At 36.2% G+C, this 19,717-nt stretch carries 22 protein-coding genes; all 22 read right to left on the reverse strand.

Annotation, left to right across the window (positions count from 1 at the left end; all coding sequences use genetic code 11):
* Entirely contained in the window at nucleotides 1-1,344 is a 1,344-nt protein-coding gene (locus H8718_RS08345) for a 4Fe-4S dicluster domain-containing protein (RefSeq protein ID WP_177671573.1), read from the reverse strand.
* A 13-nt stretch (nucleotides 1,345-1,357) separates the two neighbouring features.
* Nucleotides 1,358-1,636 (reverse strand): EutN/CcmL family microcompartment protein, encoded by a 279-nt coding sequence (locus H8718_RS08350; protein WP_177671574.1) that lies wholly within the window; start codon nucleotides 1,634-1,636, stop codon nucleotides 1,358-1,360.
* 20 nt (nucleotides 1,637-1,656) lie between these two features.
* The gene (gene pduL / locus H8718_RS08355; RefSeq protein WP_177671575.1) at nucleotides 1,657-2,250 is read right to left on the reverse strand and encodes a phosphate propanoyltransferase; all 594 of its coding nucleotides are present in this window, start codon (nucleotides 2,248-2,250) and stop codon (nucleotides 1,657-1,659) included.
* Between the two features lie 107 nt (nucleotides 2,251-2,357).
* On the reverse strand, nucleotides 2,358-2,633 hold the full coding sequence (locus H8718_RS08360) for a BMC domain-containing protein (protein WP_177671630.1): 276 nt from the start codon (nucleotides 2,631-2,633) through the stop codon (nucleotides 2,358-2,360).
* Nucleotides 2,634-2,780: 147 nt separating this feature from the next.
* Nucleotides 2,781-3,071: a BMC domain-containing protein gene (locus tag H8718_RS08365; RefSeq protein WP_177671576.1), complete on the reverse strand. Its 291-nt coding sequence runs from the start codon at nucleotides 3,069-3,071 to the stop codon at nucleotides 2,781-2,783.
* A gap of 21 nt (nucleotides 3,072-3,092) precedes the next feature.
* A complete protein-coding gene (locus tag H8718_RS08370) occupies nucleotides 3,093-3,371 on the reverse strand; it encodes a BMC domain-containing protein (protein ID WP_249332600.1) in 279 nt (92 codons plus the stop codon).
* A 41-nt stretch (nucleotides 3,372-3,412) separates the two neighbouring features.
* Nucleotides 3,413-3,718, reverse strand: a complete 306-nt coding sequence (locus H8718_RS08375) for a BMC domain-containing protein (RefSeq protein WP_177671577.1) — start codon at nucleotides 3,716-3,718, stop codon at nucleotides 3,413-3,415.
* 8 nt (nucleotides 3,719-3,726) lie between these two features.
* Nucleotides 3,727-4,926 (reverse strand): zinc-dependent alcohol dehydrogenase, encoded by a 1,200-nt coding sequence (locus H8718_RS08380; RefSeq protein ID WP_249332559.1) that lies wholly within the window; start codon nucleotides 4,924-4,926, stop codon nucleotides 3,727-3,729.
* A gap of 10 nt (nucleotides 4,927-4,936) precedes the next feature.
* Complete coding sequence (locus H8718_RS08385) at nucleotides 4,937-6,367, reverse strand: aldehyde dehydrogenase family protein (protein WP_334299080.1); 1,431 nt, start codon at nucleotides 6,365-6,367, stop codon at nucleotides 4,937-4,939.
* Nucleotides 6,339-7,250, reverse strand: coding sequence for a cob(I)yrinic acid a,c-diamide adenosyltransferase (locus H8718_RS08390; RefSeq protein WP_177671580.1), 912 nt, complete (start codon nucleotides 7,248-7,250; stop codon nucleotides 6,339-6,341). Before H8718_RS08390 ends, H8718_RS08385 begins: the two co-directional genes overlap by 29 nt.
* On the reverse strand, nucleotides 7,247-7,582 hold the full coding sequence (locus tag H8718_RS08395; protein WP_177671581.1) for a glycerol dehydratase reactivase beta/small subunit family protein: 336 nt from the start codon (nucleotides 7,580-7,582) through the stop codon (nucleotides 7,247-7,249). The genes H8718_RS08390 and H8718_RS08395 overlap by 4 nt, the downstream gene beginning before the upstream one ends.
* A complete protein-coding gene (locus tag H8718_RS08400; RefSeq protein ID WP_249332560.1) occupies nucleotides 7,579-9,384 on the reverse strand; it encodes a diol dehydratase reactivase subunit alpha in 1,806 nt (601 codons plus the stop codon). The genes H8718_RS08395 and H8718_RS08400 overlap by 4 nt, the downstream gene beginning before the upstream one ends.
* 8 nt (nucleotides 9,385-9,392) lie before the next feature.
* On the reverse strand, nucleotides 9,393-9,794 hold the full coding sequence (locus H8718_RS08405) for a diol dehydratase small subunit (RefSeq protein WP_249332561.1): 402 nt from the start codon (nucleotides 9,792-9,794) through the stop codon (nucleotides 9,393-9,395).
* A 12-nt stretch (nucleotides 9,795-9,806) separates the two neighbouring features.
* Entirely contained in the window at nucleotides 9,807-10,436 is a 630-nt protein-coding gene (locus tag H8718_RS08410) for a propanediol/glycerol family dehydratase medium subunit (RefSeq protein WP_249332562.1), read from the reverse strand.
* 11 nt (nucleotides 10,437-10,447) lie between these two features.
* On the reverse strand, nucleotides 10,448-12,112 hold the full coding sequence (locus H8718_RS08415) for a propanediol/glycerol family dehydratase large subunit (RefSeq protein ID WP_177671584.1): 1,665 nt from the start codon (nucleotides 12,110-12,112) through the stop codon (nucleotides 10,448-10,450).
* A gap of 16 nt (nucleotides 12,113-12,128) precedes the next feature.
* Complete coding sequence (locus tag H8718_RS08420; protein ID WP_249332563.1) at nucleotides 12,129-12,923, reverse strand: class II aldolase/adducin family protein; 795 nt, start codon at nucleotides 12,921-12,923, stop codon at nucleotides 12,129-12,131.
* Between the two features lie 189 nt (nucleotides 12,924-13,112).
* Nucleotides 13,113-13,895: a DeoR/GlpR family DNA-binding transcription regulator gene (locus H8718_RS08425; protein ID WP_177671586.1), complete on the reverse strand. Its 783-nt coding sequence runs from the start codon at nucleotides 13,893-13,895 to the stop codon at nucleotides 13,113-13,115.
* A 219-nt stretch (nucleotides 13,896-14,114) separates the two neighbouring features.
* Nucleotides 14,115-15,167, reverse strand: a complete 1,053-nt coding sequence (locus H8718_RS08430; protein ID WP_249332564.1) for an ABC transporter substrate-binding protein — start codon at nucleotides 15,165-15,167, stop codon at nucleotides 14,115-14,117.
* 64 nt (nucleotides 15,168-15,231) lie between these two features.
* Nucleotides 15,232-16,269 (reverse strand): ABC transporter permease, encoded by a 1,038-nt coding sequence (locus H8718_RS08435; RefSeq protein ID WP_177671587.1) that lies wholly within the window; start codon nucleotides 16,267-16,269, stop codon nucleotides 15,232-15,234.
* Between the two features lie 13 nt (nucleotides 16,270-16,282).
* Nucleotides 16,283-17,797, reverse strand: a complete 1,515-nt coding sequence (locus H8718_RS08440; protein ID WP_334299081.1) for a sugar ABC transporter ATP-binding protein — start codon at nucleotides 17,795-17,797, stop codon at nucleotides 16,283-16,285.
* 182 nt (nucleotides 17,798-17,979) lie between these two features.
* Nucleotides 17,980-19,092, reverse strand: a complete 1,113-nt coding sequence (locus H8718_RS08445; RefSeq protein WP_249332565.1) for a transposase — start codon at nucleotides 19,090-19,092, stop codon at nucleotides 17,980-17,982.
* Nucleotides 19,093-19,195: 103 nt separating this feature from the next.
* Nucleotides 19,196-19,699, reverse strand: coding sequence for a response regulator transcription factor (locus H8718_RS08450; RefSeq protein ID WP_249332566.1), 504 nt, complete (start codon nucleotides 19,697-19,699; stop codon nucleotides 19,196-19,198).
* Nucleotides 19,700-19,717: the final 18 nt, after the last annotated feature.

Raw genomic sequence — 19,717 nt, forward strand, 5'->3', positions numbered from 1 at the left:
CTATCTTCCCTCCTTATCATCTAAGCTTTCTATTATAATTTGATCTTCTTGAACGCAAAGAACCTTGCCTGTAACACTTGCATGGATATTAGCACTTATGCCTCCCTCATCCATTTGCGCAATTAAACTACCTACTTCTACTTGATCACCAGCCTGTACCAGTACCTTTGCCTTTTTACCTATATGCTGGCTAGTTGAAATCGTTACTCTGGATGGTATGAGTGTGATTTCATCCCACTGGGCTTTTTGGTCATACTGACTAAGTCCTATTCTACTCGTTAATCTACTTGCTACCACTTTTGTACCTATCTCCTTCTTAGGTATAGGATTAAGATCTTTAATTCCTCTTTCACCATGGGCCAAAAGCTCCTTTTTAATAAGTGCCATAAACTTACTTGGTGAAAGTTCATGGTGGCAAGCAAAATAAGAACATACGTTACATCCACAACAGCCTAGTGCTGTTTCTATCCCTTCATAATGTGTTGTAAGTCCATTAGCAATCGCATTCATCACCTTATGAGGTTCTACTTTATGTCCTAATCTATTTCTTGGGCATAAATCTGTACACATACGGCACTGTGAACATGAAGACATCGCTCTTTTAACTGCACTCATATCAGGACTACCTTTAAGTTTATGAAGTATATGATCTTGAGGTAATATAAGTATACCCTTTGTGGTTTTTGTGATAAGTGTATCTAAATCTCCAAACTGCCCCATCATAGGACCTCCTACTAGAATACTCTTATCTTCTAGATCTTCTATTCCTATAAGCTTAAGGAGTTCTCTTACCTTTATTCCAATAGGTGCTTTAACTACCTTAGGATTTGGCACTACACCTCCTACCGTCATATAGGTATGGGTCACAGGTTCACCATTCCTTAAACACCTTTCTATATTCAGAAGTGTTTCTACATTGATTTCTACTACTTTTTGGCTAACTGGTAATTCACCTCGTGGAATAACTCTTCCTGTACATTCATAAATTAAAGTAACCTCATCGCCAACAGGATAAATATTATCCACTGCTTGAATATGTATTTCGGGATATCTCTGGGTATAATCCCTAAGTGTACTAATTAGCTCGTTATACTTTTTCTTAATACCAATAATACCTTGTTTAATCTCACAAATTTCTAGTAGCTCATGTAAAGTATCAATAAGCTCTTTCCCAAAGTGTGTAAGAATCTGGTAATCTGTATAAAGTAATGGCTCACATTCTGCACCATTAATAATCAAATAATCCATCCCTTTAGCTAACTTGAATTGTGTAGGAAAACCAGCTCCTCCAGCTCCTACAATTCCTGCCTTTGCAATCTGCTCTTTTAATACTTCATAGTTCATATACCCACCTCCTTTACAATCTATCTAATATAAAATTACTGCCTTCATCTACAATACCTACAATAGCTGCATCTACTGGGGCGCGGTCATGACTTGTTGCATACCTTGCACTAGTGCCTGTTACAACAAGTACAGTCTCCCCTACTCCTGCACCCACCACATCTATGGCTACAATTGTATTTTTTCCCTCTGCTGTCTTCTGTAAGGATTCTACAATTAAAAATTTATTTCCTACTAGCGCTTCATGCTTTCTTGTAGAAACGATACTCCCTACTACCTTACCAATAATCATTCTCGCTCACCCCTTTATATTTAGCTCATAATATATGCTGCACTTTTACAAGTTACACCTAAAGCATTGGCTTCATCTGTATCAATATGCATTTCTAGTGTGAAACTAGGATCTACTCTAATTTGTACATGATTTAAGATCCCCTCACGCTCTTCACCAATACGTACGCTAATCACCTGATTATTATAAAGACCAAAGGCTTTGGCATCTTCTGCATTCATATGAATATGACGTTTTGCTATAATACACCCTTCACTTAGATGAACAGCACCCTTCGGTCCTACAAGAGTAATAGGTGCAGACCCCTTAATATTACCTGATTCACGAATAGGTGGTGCAATACCTAATTTAACTGCATCTGTCTTTGCAAGTTCCACCTGAGTCTCTTTTCTAATAGGCCCTAACACACGTACATTTTCAATTACTCTTAGATTGGTTCCTACAAGTGTTACCCTCTCTTCAGCTGCATATTGTCCGCCCATCAGTTCTTTTTTAGGATGAAGCGTAGCACCTTCTCCAAATAAAATTTCTAGATGTTCCTTTGATAAATGCAGATGTCTTGCAGAGACTCCAATCGGTACTGTAATGATTTGTTCTATATTACAATGCTCCAACCTTGCTACCTCCTTGAAATTTGCAGTTTTCTAATTGTTTATGAAGTAAAAGGCAGGAGAAATGATTTCTGCCTGCCACTTCTAGGAATTCGTTTGTACTTTATAAATTAAAATTTAGGAAGAATTTTTTCAATGTCTTCATGTGGTCTTGGAATAACATGTGTTGCAACAACTTCACCAAGTCTACCTGCTACTGCTGCGCCTGCTTCTACTGCAGCTTTAACCGCACCTACGTCTCCCCTTACCATAACTGTTACAAGACCTGAACCAATTTTTTCTGTTCCAACTAATGTTACATCTGCTGCTTTAAGCATAGCATCTGCTGCCTCTGTAATTGCTACTAAACCTCTTGTTTCAATCATTCCTAATGCCTGACTACCCATAATCTTTTTCTCCTCTCTCACTTTAGCCACTTCTGGCCTATTTTCTTCTACTACTTTAACTGTTTCTAAACTATCCCCAGTATCCTCTGTTACCTGAATACTTTTCTTTTTAGTTTTTGGTGATTTTTCTTCTGCCACTTTTTTCACCTACACTCTCAGTTTTCTTGCACTATGTAAAAGTACTTTTTGTACTTCTTCATGAGGGTTATTAATGATTGCAACTGCCGCTACTTTACCCACTTTCTCAGTTGCTACTTTACCATACTCAATAGCTTCCTTTACATCCGCAACACTTCCTTGCACTACAATGCTTACAAGCCTTCCTCCTAGTGCTTTTTCTGTTGTTACCAATGTTACATCAGACGCCTTCGCCATAGCATCTAACGCAACTATAGAGGCCACATTGGATGCTACTTCTAAAATGCCGATTGCTTTCATCCTATCACTCTCTTTTATGCCTTATTTTTGTATTGGTAAAATACTTGCAATATCCCCATGTGGCCTTGGAATAACATGTACTGCTACTAATTCTCCAAGTCTCCCCGCCGCATCTGCGCCAACTTCTGTTGCAGCTTTTACAGCACCTACATCACCTTGTACCATAACTGTAATAAGACCTGAACCAATTTTTTCTGTTCCAATTAATGTTACATCTGCTGCTTTCACCATTGCGTCTGCCGCCTCGATTGCTGCTACTAAGCCTCTTGTTTCTACCATTCCTAATGCTTCTTGTTTCATCATACATTCCTCCTATATTCTTTTATTTAGTATGGTTACTTTTATAAACAATTAATTGCTAGCATCTTTTCTAAGCCTTCATCCGGGCTTGCAATAACACGTGCTACTACATAGCCTGCAAGTTCTTCACTTGCTCTTTTGGCTGCATCAATACCTGCTGTGACATCTGCTACATTTCCTCTTAACTTTACCATAATAAGTAGTGGCACTTCTAAACTCTCTGCATTAGCAGGTTTATTCTTATCAATGTACTCTACCGTTACATCTGCTGCTTTACAAGCTGCATCAATAGCATAGAGCGCCGTGGCTAAACCATAAATTTCAATTAACCCTACTGCCTTTCCCATATGGCCTCCTACCTATTGACATAAGCTACTTTAATACCTTGTAACTTCATATTCACTTCCATGGCTTCATTAAGCTCATCTAAGCTAAATTTATGTGTGATCAGCTTTTCTACTGGAAGACCAATTCCTTTTGCTCTTCTTAGGAAGTCAAGTGTCGTTACATAGTCTTTAAATGTATAAGTCCATGACCCTACTACTGTAATTTCTTTTTGGCAGAAATCCCAATGAGGATTAATAGTAGCATTTCCATTATCTACAAAGAATCCAACTTCACAAAGGCCACCACCTCTGCGGATGAATTTATAAATATTTCCTGCTGCACTTGGTACTCCTGTACATTGGAAAGCAAAATCTACTCCACCATCTGTTACTTCGTGTACTGCGTCACACATGGTTTCAAAATCCTTATAGTTTTTAAAATTAAAAGTATAATCTGCTCCTAAGTCCTTAGCATAACCAAGTCTTTGGTCATCCCCATCTATTGCAATAATGTTTTGAATGCCCATTGTTCTTAATACAGTAAGTACTAAAAGTCCAATTGGTCCACACCCTTGAATGAGTACTTTACTATCAAAACGAAGTAGTTGAGTTGTTTTTGCTCTTTCTACTGCATGAACTGCAACAGCAGCTGGCTCAATAAGAATACGCTCATCGAGCCCCATATCACTTACATTAAAAATAGAAGAATTTTTACGAAGAATAATATAATCGCCAAACCATCCATTGAAACGGTATTCATCATCTGGAAGAAGACCATATACTTCTGCTTTGCTACTTAAGTTAGCGCGTTCTGGTTTAAGTGTTGTAAACTCATCACTACCTGCAAGTGTTACAGAAGTTACAACTTTATCTCCTACACGAAGTGGCTTGCCAACCATATCTTTTGTAACATTTTTACCGATTTTAATAATTTCCCCTGTTCCTTCATGGCCAAGCACAACTGGAATAAGTCCAAATGGATCGTTTTTGTATTCATGAACATCTGTTCCGCATACACCACATCCTTCAATCTTAACAAGCACTTCATCATCTGTAATTTCTGGAATATCAAAAGTCTTTACTTCAATTTTTTGTTTTTCTACTAAGTAAGCTACCCTACCTGATTTTCCATGACCCACTGAAGAAGCTACTTGAACTTCATTGTTTTGTAAACTTGCCATAACTTGTTTAACAATTTCTTCAATATTATTGATTGTATACTTTTCCATCATGCTCCCCCTATCTGATATATAAAGCATTAGACATAACGCATCTACGTGCTCTTGTAAAGCTTAATGCATTCGTTAATCCTTCTCCTGTTTTACTTGCAATTGTAAAGGTCGTAAAACCTTCACCACCAAATCCTATACCTGCATAAGACGGTGCGTTTTTTACAAAAATAGCTGTATCTAACGCCTTGCCATATTTAGTTAAGTTGTTGACATTAGAAGAATGCATATGAGCTGAGTGCCTATTACCACCTTCAAGTAGGACTGCTGTCTCTATCCCTTCATCTACATCTTTTACTCTAACAATGCCTAAGATCGGCATCATCAATTCTTCTTTAATCAGAAGATTTTCTTTACATCCTTCAAAGATAATACATTTTGTTTGCTCTGGTGCATCAATTCCAATTGCTTTTAAAATGACTGATGCATCTCTTCCTACGAAGTCACGATTAAGCATATACTTACCATTTTTTTCAATTAGTACTGTATTTGCAAGACGATTGATTTCTTCTCCTCTTAGCATATAGCAGTCATTTTCAGATAACATATAATAAATGAGTTCATCTGCTACTTCATCTACTACAATAACTTCTTTCTCTGCAATACAAGGAAGGTTGTTATCAAAACTTGCACCGTTTACAATATCTTCTGCCGCTTTTCTTATATTAGCTGTTTCATCTACAAGTACTGGTGGATTGCCTGCGCCTGCTGCCATTCCTTTTTTACCACTTTGTAAAATGACTTTAACTATACCAGGACCACCTGTTGCTACAAGTAAATCAATATCTGGATGTTTAAACAAAATGTCTCCTGATTCTAAAGTTGGTTTACGAATGCTTACTGCAAGATTTTCAAACTCTCCTACTTCTTTTGCAGCCTCATTAATAAGGTTTACTGCAAAGTTAGCTGTTTTAGTAGCACCTGGATGAGGATTAAATACGACTGTATTACCTGCTGCAATCATACCTATTCCATTGCAGAATACAGTTTCAGATGGATTTGTAGATGGTGTAATAGCACCAATTACGCCATAAGGTCCTCTTTCTACAAGTGTTAGGCCTTGATCACCGCTCCAAGCATCTATTTTGATACATTCTGTTCCTGGTGTCTTCTTAGCTACAAGTTCGTGTTTTAGAATTTTATGTCCTACTTTTCCCATGCCTGTTTCTTCAACAGCCATTCTAGCAAGTATTTCTTTATTAGCCATGATTTTCTCACGGATTTTATCAATAATCTGATCGCGTGTTTCTAGAGGCATTTGACGTAACTTCTTTTGTGCTACTTTTGCCGCTGCAATTGCTTCATTCATATCCTCAAAAATCCCTAAGTGATGGTTAGAACTTGGAGCTATCCCATTCATTTTCATCACTACATTGGCTACAATTTCTTTTAGTTGTGCGTCGTTCACTTCTTCACCCTCTTCCAAATAATCCTGCTCCATACTGGGCAAGTTCTATATCTTGTCTCGCACTTCCACCACTTACACCTATTGCACCTATTACTTTTCCATTAACTTTTATTGGATAGCCACCACCTAATGTAATAATCTTTTCATCTAGCATGCTAACAAGCCCCTCAAAATCGGCTCCTTGTTTAACAAGTTCAGCGATTTCATGAGTTCCCATCTGCAAGGCTACTGCAGAAAATGCCTTTTTAATAGCTAGTTCATAGCTAATAACAAAAGCCTCATCCATAGCCTGCATACTTATTGGTCTTCCACCTTCTTTAACAAGGGCTACTACTACTTTTATCCCCTTCTCTTTGGCTTTTTTTATAACCATTTCTATTACCTGATTGGCTACCTCTAAGTTCAATGTTTCTAAATTTAATATTGGATTTTCCTCTATGTATCTTGCTAACATGAAAAGATAATCAGATAATCTATTGATATAGCGCTTTACAACGCCTTCAACACCTTTACAAGTAATAAGGAGTCTCTCTGCTCTTCTTGCAACTGTTCTAGCAATATCTATATCTGCTGAAAGGGGCGTTTTACCTGGTAATATAAAACCTTGAAATTCATGAGACTTCGATTCATAGTCATCAATACTTCTTTCTATATTTTCTATATCTATTTCTATACTTTCTGCTTCAGCTTTATCGTAGCCTGCGACAATCCCCATAACGATAATGAGTCTTTTCTGGATATAATGGAGTTCATCTACAACTTGCTCTTCTTTAATCTGACTTTTAATCTTTCCTAGATGACTTGTTAGTTCATCTATTGTTCCCAATGCCTGAATATAGGGGTGATCCTTAGGTACTCTTGTACCGTCTAAAAGACTGGTCTCCCCATTATCTCCTGTTTTGGTATAAACCTTCATAGCTCTCCTCCTATCATCTGAGTAAAACTATTTCCTTTTACATACCTGGCAGCATTCTGCCCTAGTGTTCTATAATCTGTATTTGTATGCAATAAGGCCTTACCTCTTAATTTATGAGTTGTAAGCACTGCCTGGCTTTTACAAATTCCTATTCCCACTTCAAGCTGACTTGCTTCTGCTGCCTCCTGTGCTAATAAATGAGCTGGTTTAAAAGATTTTTCCGTCACTACCTCAGCTAGCACACTCTCTTCTTCTATTCCGGCTAAAATTTCTATAAGTATTTGATTGTCTAAGTGATTATCTATTTTTATAACAATTGTAGGTTTTATCATAGGACTTTTACTTTCGAAAGTACCAAACCTGTTGCTACAGCATTTCTTGGTCCTTCTACTCCTCTTATTTCACCTTTACCAACTACAATACCATAGGGAGTTAAATACTCTAGAAGCATTTGTGGTATTTCAAAATCCATTGCACTTCCGCCTACTAGTACTACGTTTGGAATTTGAGTCAAATCATTACCTTTAGCCACACTTTTTAGTGCTCTTAAAGCATTTTGTATAAATACTTTTCTTTTGGCTTCTTTCCTAATTGTGACTATTTTTTCTAAGCTATGTTTTGTTTCTATTGGGATAAAGTCTTTTTCTTTACAAATTACAACTTTTCCAAATATCTTAGGTGATAGAGGTTGACCAAAAAACTTGACCTCACCTGTTTCAAGGCGTATATGAAAGAGACTTTCTACCTTAGCAAGAGGATATCTCTTAATATCTTCTGCTACAGATAGATTTTCCAGCCCTAATTCTGTATTGATTAACATTGTAATAAAATTACCTGCTCCACCTAAGTGAGTGACTTTGACTTCACCTGTTTCTTCTAAAATGGCAGCGTCTGTAGAACCTCCCCCTAAGTCAAGTATGACTAATGGAAAGGTAGTTCCCTTCGTAGTAAGGGCTCCTAAAGAGGCCATAACACCTTCTACTCCAGCAACTTGTGTTGTGACTCCTATATCATCTTCTAAAGTCTTAGCAAGTTCCTGCATAGGAAGCCCTTTAGATTTAACCATAGCAGCTAGTGCAACGGCTCTTTCCATACTAATCTCTCCGGCTAGCGCACCTTCTACACTCATAGGTACAAGAACATCTACAGCTAAAGCATCTTGAATATGAACATTGGCACTTTTAGATAACTTTCCTATTTCCTCTTTCATATGTTCAATCATATGACCAATATTACTTTCCTTAGTGCCAGCCATATCTAAGATCTCTTGATCACTATCTATTGCATGCATCATTTCTTCGCTACCTCTATCTACATCCACCATACGTTTAGTCCCATCTACAAAGTAGATTGTAAGCGTTCCAGCCGGTATTTCTTTTTCTTCCACCTGACCTTTTGGACTCCTAATAACGACAGCTGATCTGGTGCCAATAAGACTTTTTGCAATAGGAATGATCCTTCTTGTTTCCTCAGGTGTAAGATTAAAAAGGTTAGCAATGCCATACGGATTTGAAAGTGTTTGAATTGTACCGCCTTCAGATGCTACTTCTATAACACAGGTGTTACCTAAAGGAATTTTATGAATAAACTTTACCTCATCTATTATAGGTATAGGATACTTAAGCCTATTATAAATAAGAACTGCTTCATCTTTTTGGACAATTGCACCCTTTATAGAGTGTCTTGATGCATTAATCAACTTTGCTGCTTCTTGATAACCTATATGACTCCCTATAATCACAATGTAGTCCTCATCTTCATATGTATCTTGCAGTTCTTCAAGCAAAACAGTCTTACCTTTTCCTAAACCCTCTCCACTTGGTGTATTGGGATTATGTCCGATCATAGTGGATTCTGTAATGATAGTCTGTGTGATTGTCTCCATTGCCATATCCCCGATAACAGGGGCAGCCTCATTTAAGAGAATCAAATCGACGTCTTTTACATTTTTATTTATTTTTCTTAGCGCTTCTTGAAGAACTTCCTTAATGCCTCTAATATTGTGCAGGGTCCCCTTCATACCTGTAGTAGGTACTAAGGCACTGCTTTCAAATACAAGTTCTTCCTTTAACCCTAATGTAGCAATACATACTTCCGTTGTAGAATTACCAATATCAACCCCTGCTACTCTCATAAGCTTACCTATTCCTTAGCAAGAATGTTTCGTTTTTTATAGACCTCTAAGGTCTCTTCTACAAAAGCTGCACATAAAGGTGCATCATACTCTTCTTGAAGCATTTTAATAATAGTTTGAAGCTGCGCCTCGGTGGATCTATAGGGTCTTAGCCTATTATAGATTTCTAATATTTTTGCATCAGGTACACCAATAAGTTCAGAAGCTCTTACAAAATTTTCAGCTTGCTGTACCTTTCCTTGATCTAAAGCTACCTTTGCCTGCAAAATTAATGTATCCTTTGAAATAGAAAGATCTTCAATACCTATATCCCCTTTAATTACTTGTTCCATTGTAATATCTTCTAATTTTTTACCCGTCTTGGTTTTAATTAATTCAGGTCTTTTTTCTATCAGTGGATATAACTCCAAGCAGATCCCTCCTTATGATTCAATAACATACACTTCTATAGGCTCTGCACGATCTCTTACTAATTCGGTCTCAACTGTATGCATGAGTGCTGCCTTCACTTGATATTTAGGCCTTACCATTGGGTCATTTTGAGTAGCAATAGGTATTACTCTCTCGCCTTTTGCATATTTAGCTGCATTCTTACCAATGATTCTGTACAATTCCAAAGTAAGTAGCGGTGCTTGTGGAAAAAGTTCCAAATTTGTAAGCGGATAAAGATCCTTTTGATGAATCACAGCTGTTCCCTTTGATTGTAAGCCTATTGCAATTCCCGATCCCATGAGCTTAGCTGTATCATTCCCCATAAAGCACACATCTGAAGTTCTTAGAACTCTCACAACTTTAGGAATCATACCTTCCTCTTCTATACCTGCCATGATTTCTTTTAATACATCCATCACATTTAACCCGTTTATTGTATGATGAATCTTCTTTCCAAAAGCTGGTCCTATACCAATTCCTACTTCTTTTGGGTTATGCCCTTTTATCGCCTGACTACCTTCTTGCAGCCACGTACCAGAACTTCTTCCTTGCATTTTTTGATTCATTTCATCTACGACTTTTTTGACCACATTTTGTATTTGCTGATCTGTAAGTTGCATGCCTTCACCTCCTACAGTGCATCAGGTGAGATGATATGAGGGATGTTTTTAATTTCTTCCCATCTTTCTTTACTCATCTTATACCCTGTTCCTGGCCCTTTATATTGATTAGGGAAATTCACTGCACTCTGGACTTTAAACTGTTCATCCAAAATAGCTGCAGTATGAAGGTAATCTCCTGTAATACGCTGTTTAAACATATTAAGAAGACTTTCCGCTACATCACTAAAGCCACCCTTGTGAAGTGCTTTGATAATCTCCACACCTGTTACTTTCTTTTTCATCATCTCATCAATAGCAGCAAGATCTGCTACTGTATCTCTATCTCTAACATCATCGCTTGAATGTGCATAAGTAATAGCTTCTACTTCTTCATCTGTTACTGGTGGAAACCCAAGCTCTTTAAAAATTACCTGCATAGCTTTTGCTGCTCTATTCCTTACCTGTATCACATCTTCTTCTTTGACAGGTCTAAGGCCACCATCTACCTTTAGATCACGTTGAAGAACATTATAGTCATCAAAGTCTTCTGCATCAAAGTTAGAACCTGCAAACATATTATCCTTATTAGGAGTACCACTGTATCCCGAGAAAATAAAATCTGTACCTGGTAGCATTTGCATAAGCATCCTTGCAGTTCTTCTAATATCTGAGTGAGAGAAGGTCTGATCATTACTTGAAGCAACTTCTAAGTCTAGGATTGCTGCAATAAGGTTTTCTGCTAAGATTGCTCTTACGCCTGATGGAACCGATGAAGTGATTCCAACACAGCTTACTGCTCCATTCTGAATACCTTGTACACCAGCTCCTTTTGTCACCATCAAACACCTTGTTTCTAGATAAAGCATAGACTTCTGTTCCGCATTACCCATAAGTACTTCTGAGCCTGTACCAGAAGTATATCTCATCTTAAGACCACGTGATGCATAAGCTGATGCTAAGAAAGCCTTTGAAAATGGTGTATCATCTCCATCTATGAACACTTTTTCTGTGCCATAAACAGAAATAGTTTCTGCATAAGTAGTTAATCCTCTCATACCAAGTTCTAACTCTACTGCTTCCTCTACTGCACACTGTGTGAGTACACCTTTTGCGCCTACTTGTGAGCCGACCAGAAGACCAATGGCTGTAAACGGTGCATATCTTGCAATCCCTACAGTTGTTTCTTCCTCCCTAAAACCTCTTAAAGCTCCTTCAGCTGCATCTGCAGCGATTAACACAGGATTATCTTTAGCATTAGTAATATGGGCCTGATTAGCAGGATGGCTCCTTGCTCGCATTTTTTGCATAGCCATCATCATTTCTACTACATTTAGCTCATCCATTACCTCTGTGAGTTTCTTAGGTGTAAGTCCTTTTGCTATTTCAATAATTTCTTCTCTTGATACATGAATATCCACAAGCATTCTTGCTATTTCTACACTTTCAAGCTGCATACTTTTAGGGGCTATATTCTTGTCTATGTAATGATCTGCTATAAAATAGTCTATAAAATCGAAGGCTTCTCTTGGCTTTCCATCTAATTCAACAACTTGATTATGCTTAATTTTTATAGAAGCTACCGGATCATATGGACTTGCCATTGCAACAAAACCTTTCTCCGGCCATTCATTAATGAAACCATCTTGATTGACAGGGCGACCATCTAATACTTGCATTCTTTTAGAACGCTTCATAGCCATTCCCCCTTATTTACTTATTAAGTTGCGTAATAACTTCTCTTGTAATCTTTGCAATTAAGTCTTGATCATTTGTTGTTTCAGCTTTTACACTAGCACATATTGTTTTCTCTGCTCCTCCACAATCTTGGTTGCCATCAATACATGGATGTTTACCTGGAAGATTCATACCTTTTCTAAGATCTACAAGTCTTTGTACTTCGTGCGCTGGAAGCTCTTTTGGTCCACCCATCATTTGTGTAATATATGAAAGTTGTGCATAGAATTCTAACCCTTCCATTTTGAAGTAAGCACCAAGAAGATCTATACCCCATGCTAATGCACCATGATTTTCAAGAAGTACTGCATCATAACTACTAAAGAATGGTTCAATAGCATCTGGAATCTCTGGCGTAGATGGCATACCATATGGTGCTATTGGTACTTCACCAAGGAAGATTGTAGATTCTGGCATAATTTGTTTTGTTAAAGGTGTTCCACAGATTGCATGTGCTGTAGCATACATTGGATGTGCATGTACAACTGAATTTACGTCTGGTCTACATTTATAAACTCTAAGATGCATTTTAATTTCTGAAGAAGGTTTATGAATGCCATCTGTTTTAAGTACATTACCCTCCATGTCTACTTTACAAATCATGTTTGGTGTCATAAATCCTTTGCTTACTCCTGTTGGTGTACAAAGAATTTCATTTGGTGAAATTCTCACTGAAAAGTTACCATCATTAGCAGCAACCATTCCCCTATTGTATACTCTTTGCCCGATTTCACACATTTGTTTTCTGATTTCAAATTCATTCACTAACATACTTAGCCTCCATTTTTTGTTTTATGCTTTTTCTTGTTGTTTTTCCTTTAATTAGTTTTATACTACCACCACAACTCACATTTTTCAATATTATTTTTATTAAATTATAAATTTATTTTTTTATTCAAAAAAAATACCACAAAACAACTTGTTTCATACATTTAAGTTGCTTTGTGGTATTTCTTATTTTTATTCTGCCACAATAATTTTGATTTTATTTTTAGCACAGGTTTCTTCCCACTCTTTATCAAGTGGCTCATCTGTTACAATATAACTTACTTCTTTTAATTCCATCAATTTATGGATCGTACTCTTATTGATTTTGGCATGGTCTACAGCCAGAATAACCTCTTTCGCTACAGCAATGAAGCTTTGCTTTATTTCTTTTTCTAGTTCATTAGATTCCATAACACCTCTTTTAAGGTCAATACCCTTACAAGATATAATGGCTTTATCTGCATAATAATTTAAAATATTGCTTTTAGCTGTAGGACCTATTAAGGAGAGAGATGTACTTCTAAGTGTTCCACCTGTAGAAATAGCCGTTACTCCTTTATACTGGCTCAGAATAGTCATTGCACTTACACTATTTGTTATAATGGTAAATGTCTTATCTTGCGGCAACTGCTTTGCAACCTCTAAACACGTCGTACTTGAATCTAAAGCAATAGTCTCCTGATTCCCCAACAAACGTGCAATAGCCCTTCCTATCTTTTCTTTACCCGTGGCATTTTCTTTTATACGATGATCAAAGGATGGATCTTCCATATCCTTTTCTTTTTCCTCACTCCGACTTACAAGTAGTGCACCACCATATGTTTTTTGGACAATACCTTGTTTAGCCAGCTTTTCTAAATCTCTTCTAATTGTTTCCTCTGTTACTTCAAACTGTTTACTAAGTTGTACAACTTTAACTGTTTTTTCTCTCTGAATAAGTTCTATAATTTTTCGTTGCCTCTCTAATGCTAACATGTCTCCCCCCCTACTTTTACAATGCTATGTTGTTTTTATTTGTTTTTCATTGTTTCATTTGATTATATCATCGTTACTCTTTCCAATCAATACTTTCAGCTACTTTGCACCCTATAATAAGACACGCCTATAAAGTCTTCTTTATATTATAGCAAAATCAAACTTTCCTGTAATATAAAAAGGGCTATTGCTCATGCAATAACCCCTTTATGAATCGGTTTATTCGTAAATAACAGCTTGGATTTCTGGTGTATCAATATTGGTTTTATCAAACCATTTGAATCCAGTATCAATGAATTCTGGGTTTTCTTCACCTTTATAAGCTTTATAAGCTGCTTCAACAGCTTTATATCCAATACCTACTGGATCTTGTGTAATAGAACCTGCTGCAACACCACTATTGATCGCATCAATCATAATTTTACCTGAATCAAAACCTACAATTGTAATTTTACCAACTTGATTAAGTTCTTTTACAGCGTTGATAACACCTGCTGCAGATCCTTCGTTTGCACCATAAATCCCTTTAACATCTGGGTTCGCTGTAATGATAGCTTTTGCTGCTTCTGTTGATTTTGCATGGTCTCCATCACCATATTGTGGTTCTAATACTGTAATATTTGGATATTCATTTTTCATTGTATCCATGAAACCATCACGTCTATCTTTTGCTGATTGGCTTGTTTGACCATGCACAACAAGACCTACCTTACCTTCACCACCTATAAGCTCTGCCATTTTATGTGCTGCTGCAGCAGCCGCTGCATAGTTATCTGTAGCACACGTTGTTTTTACAATAGGGCTATCTACACCTGAGTCAAAACCAATTACAGGAATACCAGCTGCATCTGCTTGCTCAAGGTATGGTGTAGCTGCTTTTGAATCAAGCGCAGCTAAACAAATTGCTTGTGGATTCTTAGCTAATGCTGCTTGTAACATTTCAAGTTGCTTATCAATTTGATCTTCCGTTTCTGGTCCTTCAAAAGTAATGCTTACACCTAACTCTTCAGCTGCTTGTTCAGCTCCCATTTTAACTGCTTGCCAGAATTGATGCTGGAATCCTTTTGATACGACTGGAATGACAATTTCCGCTTCTCCCTCTGTTTTCTCTTCGTTTTTTTCTTCTACCTTTTCCTCTGTTTTTTCTTCTTGTTTAGAGGTTTCTGTTTTTTGCTCATCTTTTGGAGCTGGCTTATCTGTTGAACATCCTGTCATAACGCCCATAGCCATTGCCACACTTAATCCTAATACTAATAATTTTTTAATTCTCATATCTATTTCCTCCCTTATTGTTTAAATACTCTTCTATTCTTCATCCTCTTTCGAGAATCTAGAATCAGTTTTTCTGTTTTCTACGCATTAAGTCGAGTAATACAGATACAATTAGTACCCCACCAATGATAACTGTCTGCCACTGTTGTGGCACAGCCATAACCTTTAAACCATTTGTAAGCGTACTCATAATAAACGCGCCAATAACTGTTCCTAAGATTGTTCCAGAACCACCACTAAGAGAAGTTCCTCCAATAACTACAGCAGCAATTGCATCCAGCTCATAACCTTGACCAAGAGCTGGTTGTGCTGACCCTAAACGAGATGCCATAACAATACCTGCAATACCTACAAAAGCACCACCAAGTGTGTAGATAGCAATTTTCCATGCATTAACGTTAACCCCTGATAATCTTGTTGCTTCTTCATTACTCCCAATTGCAAAATCATAACGACCAAGTTTCGTTTTATTTAAGATAATACTTGCAATAACAATCATTGCTAAGAAAATCCATACTGCATTAGGAATAACAACATCACCAAATTGAATACCATTTCCTAAAGCAATGTCTCTAAATACAAATGCACTAGGATTTTCCGGTGTTTTATCTGGGAAGTATACAGGTGCTGCATCTGAGATAACTAAAGATAAGCCTTTTGTTACCATCATCATCCCAAGTGTTGCAATAAATGGCGGCAACTTAAGTTTTGAAATAAGTGTACCTGTAACACATCCACAAAATGCTCCTGTTACAACGGCAATAATACAGCCTGCCCAAAGTGGTAATCCCCAATTACTAATACTTACTGCAGCCATAACTGAAGAAAAGGTCATAACAGTTCCTAATGATAGATCAATCCCTCCAGTAATAATGATAAAAGTTACACCTAAAGCTAAAATACCATTTACACAAGTTGCCAATATAATAGAAATAACATTATTAGCTGTTAAAAAGAATTCTGATGCTAATGAAAAGAATATAAATAAAATAATAAGTGCGGCAAACGCTAATACTTTTTGTGCAGCTGTACCATTTAAAAAGTTTCCTAATCCTTTTTTTTCAGTTTTTTCTTGGTTAACAAGTATATTTAAATTGGCCATTCCTAATCCCCCTTTAATTTTCTCTATTCGTTGCATATTTCATGATACTTTCTTGATTAGCGTCTTCTATAGCAAGTTCACCTGTCACTCTCCCTTCACACATAACAATGACACGATCACTCATACGCAATATTTCTGGAAGTTCTGAGGAAATCATAATAATAGACTTTCCTTCCTGTACAAGCTCAGATAGTAAATTATAGATTTCACTCTTAGCACCAATATCAATTCCACGTGTAGGTTCATCAAAAATGAGTACATCACAGTCTTTTAAAAGCCATTTTGCAATAACAACTTTTTGCTGATTACCACCTGACAGATTTTTTACTATCTGTCTACTACTTGGTGTCTTTATAGCTAATTTATTAATGTAGTCATTAGTAAGCTGTGTAATGGTTTTAAAATTTGTAAATCCATACTTTGTAAACTTCTCTACACAGGCAAGAGATACATTCTCTTCTACTGTTTCACTAATTGTAAGTCCATAACGTTTTCTATCTTCTGAAAGATAACCTACGCCATGTTCTACAGCATCTTTGGGCTGGCGGACTTTAACTTCTTTTCCTTTAATCAAAATTTTACCACTCTCTAGTTTATCTGCACCAAATATGGCTCTCGCTACTTCTGTTCTTCCAGCTCCCATAAGTCCTGCAAACCCTAAAATTTCTCCTTTATGTAACTTGAAGCTTACGTCTTTTATAGTTTTACCCCTATTAAGATTTTTGACCTCTAATACAACTTCTCCTTTACTATTTTTACTACTTCCTCTAGGATTATGGTAAATAGTACGTCCTACCATCATACTGATAATTTCATCAAGGCTTACATCCTTTGTATTAACAGTATTTACATAGCAACCATCACGCATAATCGTAATACGGTCACTAATTTTCTTTAATTCTTCCATCCTGTGAGAAATATAGACAATGGCAACCCCTTTAGCCTTTAAGTCTTTAATAATTTTAAAAAGCTCCTCTATTTCTGTATCTGTCAGTGCAGCAGTAGGCTCATCCATAATTAAAATAGAAGATTCAAAAGAGAGTGCTTTTGCAATCTCTACCATTTGCTGTTTAGCAACAGTTAGTGTACCTACCTTTACTTTTGGGTCTAGGTCAAGGTTCATCCTATCGAAAATCTCTTGTGCCTTTTTGTTTGCAACTTTATCATCTACAAACAGCTTTCCCATTCCCATAAATTCTCTTCCTATAAAGATATTTTGAGCAGCAGTCAAGTGGGGCGCTAAGTTCAATTCTTGATGGATAATGCTAATACCTAGCCCCTGTGCAACTTTTGTACTAGAAATATCTACTTCTTCTCCCTTATAAATAATTCTTCCTGCATCTTTGGTATAGACACCTGTTAGAATCTTCATAAGCGTTGATTTTCCTGCACCATTTTCACCTACGAGTGCTAACACTTCCCCAGCATTTAACTCCAACCTACAATGATCTAAAGCACGTACACCTGGAAATGATTTATCTATTCCCTCCATGACAAGTAATTTATCACTCAAAAGCTTCACCCCCATTGTTTAAATAAGCCGATTATCTTGATCAACTTATATTCATTTTACTGTTAAACAGACCCTATTTTAATTCAATATCTTATACATATAGTTTGAATTTTTACTATTTTCTATAATCACTTGGTTACTTTTTCATAATAAAATAACCTAAAACTTAAAAATTTATTTAAGTTCTAGGTTATTTGCTAATCAATAATTTCTTCTATTCCTTCATACACTTCTTGACCAAATTCATGAATAAGTAAATTTTTATTGACTTGATAAACTGGTCTATAATCTTCTTCCTTAAATATATAATTGTGCGCTTCTTTATGAATACATCTAAGCTCTACATCCAAATCCTTATAACTTCCCCATCTACCATATTCCTTTGCAAAAACCTCATCCAAAGCTGAAGTAAGCAAAATAATTTTTTTCTGCTTATCTGTAATTAGTTCTATTATTTCTAAGGGATACATTAAACAAGATAAAGGGCACAAGTCATAACTAGGAATATGCTGCTCCAATGCATACTTATGGGCTAGGCATTTCCATACCCCTTCATGCTCTACTAATAAAGAGCAACGTCCCTCACATTCACGAATAGAACCTTTTTCTCCTAAAAAACCACCTAACGCTTCTACTTTCTTATAGTAACTTTCATCTAACTTTTTCATTTCTTCTATTATATTAGGCATATGCTGTATAAACATTTTTCTATTTTTAACACTTAAATCACAAGGACTACCGGAGCAGCATCCATACTTATGAATTTTAGTACACTCAAAACAATTTAGATTAATCTCTGTATTAAGTGCCTGTACATCTACTAAGAAAACACTCTCTCCATAATCTATAATACCTAAGTTTCTATGAGCTAAATACATTTTAAAAACATCTAGATCATCCGTTACACCTTCATCTAAATCATAGTACTCTGCTGACCATAAATGATCAAAAATCTTTTCAATCCTAATGTCTACCTCTGAAGGATTTTGATTTATACTTGTTATTACATACGTCTTATCCCACAAATCCCCGTCTGTACTTTTAAGCTGAGTAAACTTTTTGCTTAAAGATTTGTAGGTTTTCTTCTGCATATTTTTAAGTATTTTAGTAATATTAAGCTGTTTTTTTGAGCTAATAAGTAAAGAAAATGTATCAGGTTTTAACTTTATATGCTCTACCTGTATACATAGCTCATCACATAGCTGATGGATAAGCTCCACAAATCTTCTTTCTACTTCCTCTACTAAAACTGCTTTGTGCTTATAGGTATACCATATCATACGATACTGCCATGTATCTCTTTTATTCATCTTATTTCCTCATTACATATTTTTGATGTATAAGCATTATACTACCACTAGCTAAAAGCTTCAACATCTATAAGGTTTGTACCCTTTAAAAGCACTGTTTTTTCTACTCTATGTTGCTACTACATTTATAGCCAACCCCCCAGACAGTAAGTATGAATATAGGATTCTTTGGATTAGGCTCAATCTTTTTTCTTAGCTTTCTTATATGAGCCATAATATTACTATCATCAAAAGTATAGCTCTCTTTCCAGACACTATTATAAATCTGATGTTTTGAATAAACTTTCCCTTTATTACTTGCTAAAAGATAAAGAATATCAAACTCTTTTGGTGTAAGTTGTATGATCTGATCTCTATAATAAACACTTCGATTGGCACCATCTATTAGTAAATCACCACATTTTATTTTTTCTACTTTTCCCTCCTCATAAGACATAACATCCATCTTATTTATAATTAATGAACCATACTCATTTTCCTTTAATCCACTCAGCCCTTCTAATAAATCATTAGCAGCTTCAATATCGTTATTACCTTCTTTAAGCTGGTGGTAGATCCATTCACATAGTTTTTGATCTATAGATATTACTAAAGCTTTTTTATTCATTTTTCTCACTCCATCCTA

Origin of the sequence: Zhenhengia yiwuensis (assembly GCF_014384995.1) — a bacterium.
In the GTDB taxonomy this organism is placed as follows: Bacteria; Bacillota; Clostridia; order Lachnospirales; family Cellulosilyticaceae; genus Zhenhengia; species Zhenhengia yiwuensis.